Raw genomic sequence first — 6,735 nt, 5'->3', positions numbered from 1 at the left:
ATAGGCTCGAGGGCCGTCGCACTGCATGTCAAAGACAACAGCAACCGCTCGGCTTCGAGTGCGGGGGCGACTGCCGCGCGTGTTCCGCCTCGGACCTCGAACATCTGGAAAGGGACCTCGTGGTGGAAATCTGCCAAGTCCAGCTCGTGTTCAATGTGCGAGCCGATCGGGCGGCACGCGGGCTCGGCCCGCAGCCCAATCCCGCTCTCTTGGGATGGCTTCCTGGTCCAGCTCCGGATCTTCCACGATCAACCCCTGAAGGGGTCCGCTAGCAAGCTGCGGCCGCGCCGGCTTCGCCTCTGCGGTGATCGCGCCCGGAGCCCGAACCTTTGAGGAGCCATCGAGCGGGAATGGCCCGCTCCAAAGATGGAGCCCTCAGATGTCGCAAGATCTTTCCCTCGCCCAAAACCACGCCTTCCAGCTCGCCCGCACCCTCATGGTCCCTGTCACGCTCTTCCGCTCCGGCGACGAATTCGGCGTCCTGCCAAGCGCCGAACTCGACGACGATGAGGTCGAGACCCTCGCCGAATACGATCCCTTTGAACAGGGGCCGGCTCATTGAGCCGGCTTCTCCTCCCGGAGGTGCCACTTGCGAGCTTGCGGCGGCAAGGGAAGCTGCGCCGCGGCTGGCCCGCGGGCGGCGGCGCGAGGTGCAAAAACACCCATTGCCAGCCGCGCCCTTGCCGCCTTTGCTCTTCGCGGCATCCGGAAGGCGTCCCGCAAGATGCGGGAAAGAAAACCTGAAGGGAAGGCGGGCGCCTGCGGCGCACGAAAGAAGGACATGGAACAGGACGAACTCGATGAACTTCGACAAAGGGTGGCCTGCGCGGCGGCGCTTGATCAGGCCGGTTACGCGCTCGACCTGAAGGAGAGTACCCGACGCGCGGTCAAATACCGGCACGGCGACCAGATCGTCATCGTGATCCATGACGGAAAAGGCTGGTTCGATCCGCTCTCTGACGCGAAGGGAGATGTGTTTTCGCTGATGACCCATCTGCACGGGGTCGGCTTCGCTGAGGCGAAGTTGCTGGTCGCGCGGCTGGTCGGCTACGAGCCGCGCCAGCCTGTGTGGAAAAGGCAGGCGCGGAAGCGCGGGCCGGATCTCGGCGTGGCCGAACGCTGGAGCGCCCGCCGCAAGCCGTGGCCGGGATCGACGACATGGCGCTACCTGCGCGACGACCGCCATCTTCCGGAAGCCGTGATCAGCGCCGCCATCCGTCATGATCTGCTGCGGGAGGGGCCTCGCGGCAGCATGTGGGCCGCTCACAGGGACGGGGAGGGGATCGTGACAGGCTGCGAGGAACGCGGTCCGGAATGGCGCGGCTTCTCGACCGGTGGCGCGAAGGTGCTGTTTCGGTTTGGCCCCTGCGATGCGCTCCGCCTCTGCGTCACCGAGGCCGCGATCGACGCCATGAGCCTCGCAGCGCTTGAGCGTACTCGCCGCGATAGCCTCTATGTCAGTACCGGGGGTGGCTGGGCTCCTGCCACCGATGCGGCTATCCGGCTGCTGGCGGCGCGGAAGGGCCTATTGCTGGTCGCCGCGACGGACAACAACGCGCAGGGCGACACCTACGCTGTTCGCCTCGAAGCGGTCGCCCGCGAGGCGAGCTGCGGCTTCGAACGTCTCCGCCCGCACGAGGAAGACTGGAATGCCGAACTCAAGGCAAGGGTGAAGAACCGGGGAAAGGAAGGGAAGAGGCAAGAAGAAGCCTGGCTGCCGCATGCCCGCCGCCCGCGTCAAGGGTAAAGCTGCGCCCGCTTCGCGGCCCTTGACCCGGCCGGACGGAGAGGCGGCCGCGGAGGAGGGGTCAGGAAGGGCGGAAGAGGATGGCGACATCGAGTGGATGAGCCGCGCTCCAGCCCGACGAGGCTGAAAGGAGCCCACCCATGACCCTCTTGTCCGTCCGCAAGGTTTATCATGGCATCGCCGATCGCCGGCAGATGTTCCGCATGTTCGACCGCCACGCTCAGCGTCCGGATCGTTTCCAGGACGATGCCAGTGCCTTGTACGGCGGCGAATGGTTCGAGATCTCACAGGCCGAGCACGATTACATGTTCGAGATCCTGCCGCCGCTCTGGATGCGAGGCGAGATGTTCGCGCTGCGTGAGTTTCTCACCGACCGCATCACCAGCATCTTCCACGCGCTGAACATCGATGGCCGTATGCGGTATTTCCACGGCTATTGCGACCTGCTCGACAAGGGCTCGCCTGAGCGGATGCGCGATGCGATCGTGGAACGCGAAACCCGTCCCGTTCGGGCAATGACCCGCGAGGAGCGCCTGGAGCACATCTGGTCGAGCACCCATGACGACTATCGCGGCTACGCCGGTGAGCGCTGGCCGGAACGCGACCGCGGCAAGCGCACGGTGATGTTTTATGGCGGCCGCCAAGGCACCACGCTGAAGCTGCTGGACGACCTTACGGATGCGGAGATCGCGCCGAAGCTGCCCGTGCATTTGCGCTATCTCCCCGACGCAATCGCGGCGTGAGGTGTGAGATGATGTTGACCTTCACCATCACCGCCCTCCGCGAGGTCATCGCTCGCGGCATTGCCGACGCTGAAGCCAATGGCGGCTTCCGCGATCCCCACCTCGGACTATCCGCCTCCGACAACCGGAAGCCCGGCCTCTGGCTGGTCGGAGACCACGGGGTCTACCTATGCTCCAACGGCGAACTCGCCAAAGGGGCGAAGCCGCTCGTCGCCTACGCTGAGGAATGCGATCCACGCAAGAACGACGACTGGTTCGAGATCAAACGCCGGACGTTCGGCGGCGATGATGGCGTGGATTTTCTCGACGCCGCAGGCCTGGAGGCCCTGATCGCAGCCAGTCCCGGCTGCACGCATCTGCGCATCGCGTTCCTAAGGGACTCGATGCAGCTCTTCGTGATCGAGCGAGACTAGCGAACCGTCGACGGGCGCCGTCCGGCGGCCGTCCAACATCCCAATCCCGCACATTCCCCGCATGTCCGGCCGGCTGGAGCCTTCCAGCGGAACGGCGACGTGCGCCCTCATTCAGGAGATCCAGCCATGTCGCAAGACGATCCTTTCACCATCGACCTTTTCGGCAACACCGCACTTTCCTCCGGCCTCGGCCTCGGCGTGACGGCCTTTGGCGACGCTGTCGAGCCCGACGGTGACGACGATCCCGATCCGTCGTCGCCGGCGCCCGCGATGCCGGTCGCGGCAGTAGCACGGCGGCCATCCACGGCCTGCCGGGCGCGCGGGCCGAACTTCCATCTCGCTGGTAGCCGTGGCCTGGCGCGCGGCTGGAAGGAGCGCGCGCGCGACAACATCGCGGCGATCCGGCTCGCCGCCGAGATCGAAGCGGACGATCGCCCGGCCACGTGCGAGGAGCAGGGGAGGCTGATCCGCTTCACCGGCTTTGGCGCGTCGGACCTTGCCAATGGCGTCTTCCGCCGCCCCGGCGAGGTGAATTTTCGCAAAGGCTGGGACGAAATCGGCTTAGAGCTGGAGGATGCAGTCGGCGAGGTCGACTACGCCTCGCTCGCCCGCTGCACCCAGTATGCCCACTTCACCCCGGACTTCATCGTCCGCGCGATCTGGTCAGGCCTGCACCGGCTCGGCTGGCGTGGCGGCCGCGTGCTGGAGCCAGGCATTGGCACGGGCCTGTTTCCGGCGCTGATGCCCGAAGCGCTACGCGATGTGTCACACGTCACCGGGATCGAACTCGATCCGGTCACGGCACGCATCGCCCGGCTGCTGCAGCCCCGGGCACGGATCGTCACTGGCGACTTCGCCCGCACCGAGCTGCCGGCGAGTTTCGACCTAGCCATCGGCAATCCGCCATTTTCCGATCGCACGGTGCGCTCCGACCGGGCCTATCGTTCGCTCGGCCTGCGCCTCCACGACTACTTCATCGCCCGGTCCGTCGACCTGTTGAAGCCGGGCGCTTTCGCCGCCTTCGTCACCAGCTCCGGCACTTTTGACAAGGCGGATTCCTCTGCCCGTGAGCGTATCGCCAAAACGGCGGACCTGATCGCCGCCATCCGTCTGCCCGCAGGAAGCTTCCGCGCCGACGCCGGCACGGACGTCGTGGTCGACGTGCTGTTTTTCCGCAAGCGCAAGGTCACCGAGCCCGAAGGTGATCTGTCCTGGCTCGACATCGAGGAAGTCCGCCAGGCGACGGAGGATGAAGGCGCGATCCACGTGAACCGCTGGTTCGCGCGCCACCCGGATTTCGTGCTCGGCACGCATGCCATTATCTCGGGGCCTTACGGCGAGGCCTATTCCTGCCTGCCTCATCCCGGTGTCGATCTGGAGCGGGCGCTCACCGCAGCGATCTCCCTCCTTCCGCAAGCCATTTATGACGGCGAGCCGGACGAGTTTGATCATGACGCCGAGGACAGTGCCGACGCCGTGGATGCCCTGCCGGAAGGCGCCGGAGTGCGCGAGGGCAGTTTCTTCGTCGCGAAAAATACCGCGCTTGCGCAGATGGTCGATGGCGCTGCTGTGACCATCACCGTACGCAAGGGCAGGGCGAGCGAAGGCGTGCCGGAAAAGCACGCGCGGATCATCCGCAAATTGATCCCCATCCGCGATGCCGTGCGCGAGCTGCTGAAGGCACAGGAGTTCGACCGGCCCTGGAAGCCGGCCCAAGTCAAGCTGCGCATCGCCTGGTCGAATTTTGTGCGCGACTTCGGGCCCATCAACTTCACTACCGTGTCGGTGAGTGAGGATGCCGAAACCGGTGAAGTGCGCGAAACACATCGCCGCCCCAACCTGCAACCGTTTCTGGACGATCCGGATTGCTGGCTGGTGGCTTCTATCGAGGACTACGATCTCGAGACCAATACCGCCCGGCCGGGTCCGATTTTCACCGAGCGCGTCATCGCACCGCCCGCAGCACCCGTCATCACATCGGCCTCCGATGCGCTTGCCGTCGCGCTCAACGAACGCGGCCATGTTGACATCGATCACATCGCCGAATTGCTGCATGAGGATGTCGATGACGTCATTGGCGAGTTGGGTGACGCCATCTACCGCGATCCGGAGACCGGTTCGTGGCAAACGGCCGACGCCTATCTCTCCGGTCAGGTCCGCGACAAGTTGAAGGTCGCGGAAGCCGCAGCCGCCCTCGACTTCGCCTATGAGCGCAACGTCACGGCGCTGCAGGGCGTGCAGCCGGCCGATCTTCGGCCTTCCGATATCACCGCCCGTCTTGGGGCACCATGGATCCCCGCCGCCGATGTCGTCGCCTTCGTGCACGAGACGATGGGTGCCGAGATCAGGATCCATCATCTGCCGGAGCTGGCATCGTGGACCGTAGAGGCCCGGCAATTGGCATGGATGGCGGCCGGCACGTCCGAATGGGGCACCGATCGCCGTCATGCCGGCGAGCTCATAGCCGACGCGCTGAACAGCCGGGTGCCGCAGATCTTCGACACGGTGAAGGAGGGCCATGCTGAAAAGCGCGTGCTCAATGTTGTGGATACGGAAGCCGCCAAGGAAAAGCTGCAGAAGATCAAGACCGCTTTCCAGACCTGGATCTGGTCCGATCCCGACCGGACCGACCGGCTGGCGCGCGTCTATAACGACCGCTTCAACAACATCGCCCCCCGAAGATTCAACGGGGATCATCTGCAACTTCCAGGCGCCTCTGGCGCCTTTTCTCTTTATGGGCACCAAAAGCGCGGCATCTGGCGCATCGTCTCGGCCGGCTCGACCTACCTTGCCCATGCCGTCGGCGCCGGCAAGACCATGACGATTGCCGCGGGCGTCATGGAGCAGCGCCGGCTTGGCCTGATCGCCAAGGCCATGCTGGTCGTTCCCGGCCATTGCCTTGCCCAGGCGGCCCGCGAATTTCTGGCGCTCTATCCGACCGCGCAAATCCTCGTCGCCGATGAGACGAATTTTTCCAAGGACAAGCGACATCGCTTCCTGTCACGGGCGGCTACCGCTGCTTGGGACGCGATCATCATCACGCACAGCGCCTTCCGCTTCATTGGCGTGCCGTCGGCCTTCGAGCAACAGATGATCCAGGACGAGCTCGAGCTCTACGAGACGCTGCTGACCAAGGTCGAGGGCGATGACCGCGTCTCGCGCAAGCGCCTCGAGCGGCTGAAGGAGGGCCTCAGGGAACGGCTGGAAGCGCTGGCGACCCGTAAGGACGACCTGCTCACCATCTCCGAGATCGGCGTCGACCAGATCATCGTCGATGAGGCCCAGGAGTTCAGGAAGCTCAGCTTCGCCACCAACATGTCGACGCTCAAGGGCGTCGATCCGAACGGCTCGCAGCGGGCCTGGGACCTTTATGTCAAATCCCGGTTCGTGGAGACGAAGAATCCGGGCCGGGCGCTCGTGCTGGCCTCCGGCACGCCGATCACCAATACGCTTGGCGAGATGTTCTCGGTGCAGCGCTATCTCGGTTACGAGGCGCTGCTTCAGCGCGGCCTGCACGAGTTCGACGCCTGGGCTTCGACCTTCGGCGATGTCACGACCGAACTCGAATTGCAGCCATCCGGCAAATACAAGCCGGTGACGCGCTTCGCCACCTTCGTCAACGTGCCGGAGCTGATCGCAATGTTCCGCTCCTTCGCGGATGTGGTGATGCCGGAAGACCTTCGGGCATATGTGAAGGTGCCGGCGCTTTCGACCGGCGCACGTCAGATCGTCACCGCCAAGCCGTCTGCGGCTTTCAAGCGCTACCAGATGGTGCTCGACGCCCGCATCAAGGCCATCGAGGAACGCGACCGTCCGGCAGAACCTGGTGACG

General features: G+C 65.0%; 5 protein-coding genes. All 5 read left to right on the top strand.

The genetic code is table 11. From position 1 onward, the window contains the following. Positions 1-379: 379 nt before the first annotated feature. Positions 380-562: a hypothetical protein gene (locus EOC94_RS32650; RefSeq protein ID WP_127295692.1), complete on the top strand. Its 183-nt coding sequence runs from the start codon at positions 380-382 to the stop codon at positions 560-562. 219 nt (positions 563-781) lie between these two features. Next, entirely contained in the window at positions 782-1,747 is a 966-nt protein-coding gene (locus EOC94_RS32645) for a DUF3991 and toprim domain-containing protein (protein ID WP_127295690.1), read from the top strand. Between the two features lie 140 nt (positions 1,748-1,887). Further along, positions 1,888-2,490: a DUF1419 domain-containing protein gene (locus EOC94_RS32640; RefSeq protein ID WP_127295688.1), complete on the top strand. Its 603-nt coding sequence runs from the start codon at positions 1,888-1,890 to the stop codon at positions 2,488-2,490. An 11-nt stretch (positions 2,491-2,501) separates the two neighbouring features. Beyond that, a complete protein-coding gene (locus EOC94_RS32635) occupies positions 2,502-2,903 on the top strand; it encodes a DUF3085 domain-containing protein (RefSeq protein WP_127295686.1) in 402 nt (133 codons plus the stop codon). Between the two features lie 126 nt (positions 2,904-3,029). Further along, positions 3,030-6,735: lactate dehydrogenase (locus EOC94_RS32630; RefSeq protein WP_127295684.1), on the top strand; the 3,706-nt coding region annotated here is incomplete at its 3' end.

The organism is Mesorhizobium sp. M6A.T.Ce.TU.016.01.1.1, from assembly GCF_003997065.1.
GTDB lineage: Bacteria > Pseudomonadota > Alphaproteobacteria > Rhizobiales > Rhizobiaceae > Mesorhizobium > Mesorhizobium mediterraneum.
Note: the sequence above shows the minus strand (reverse complement) of the source record. Positions and strands in the feature narration are given on the sequence as shown.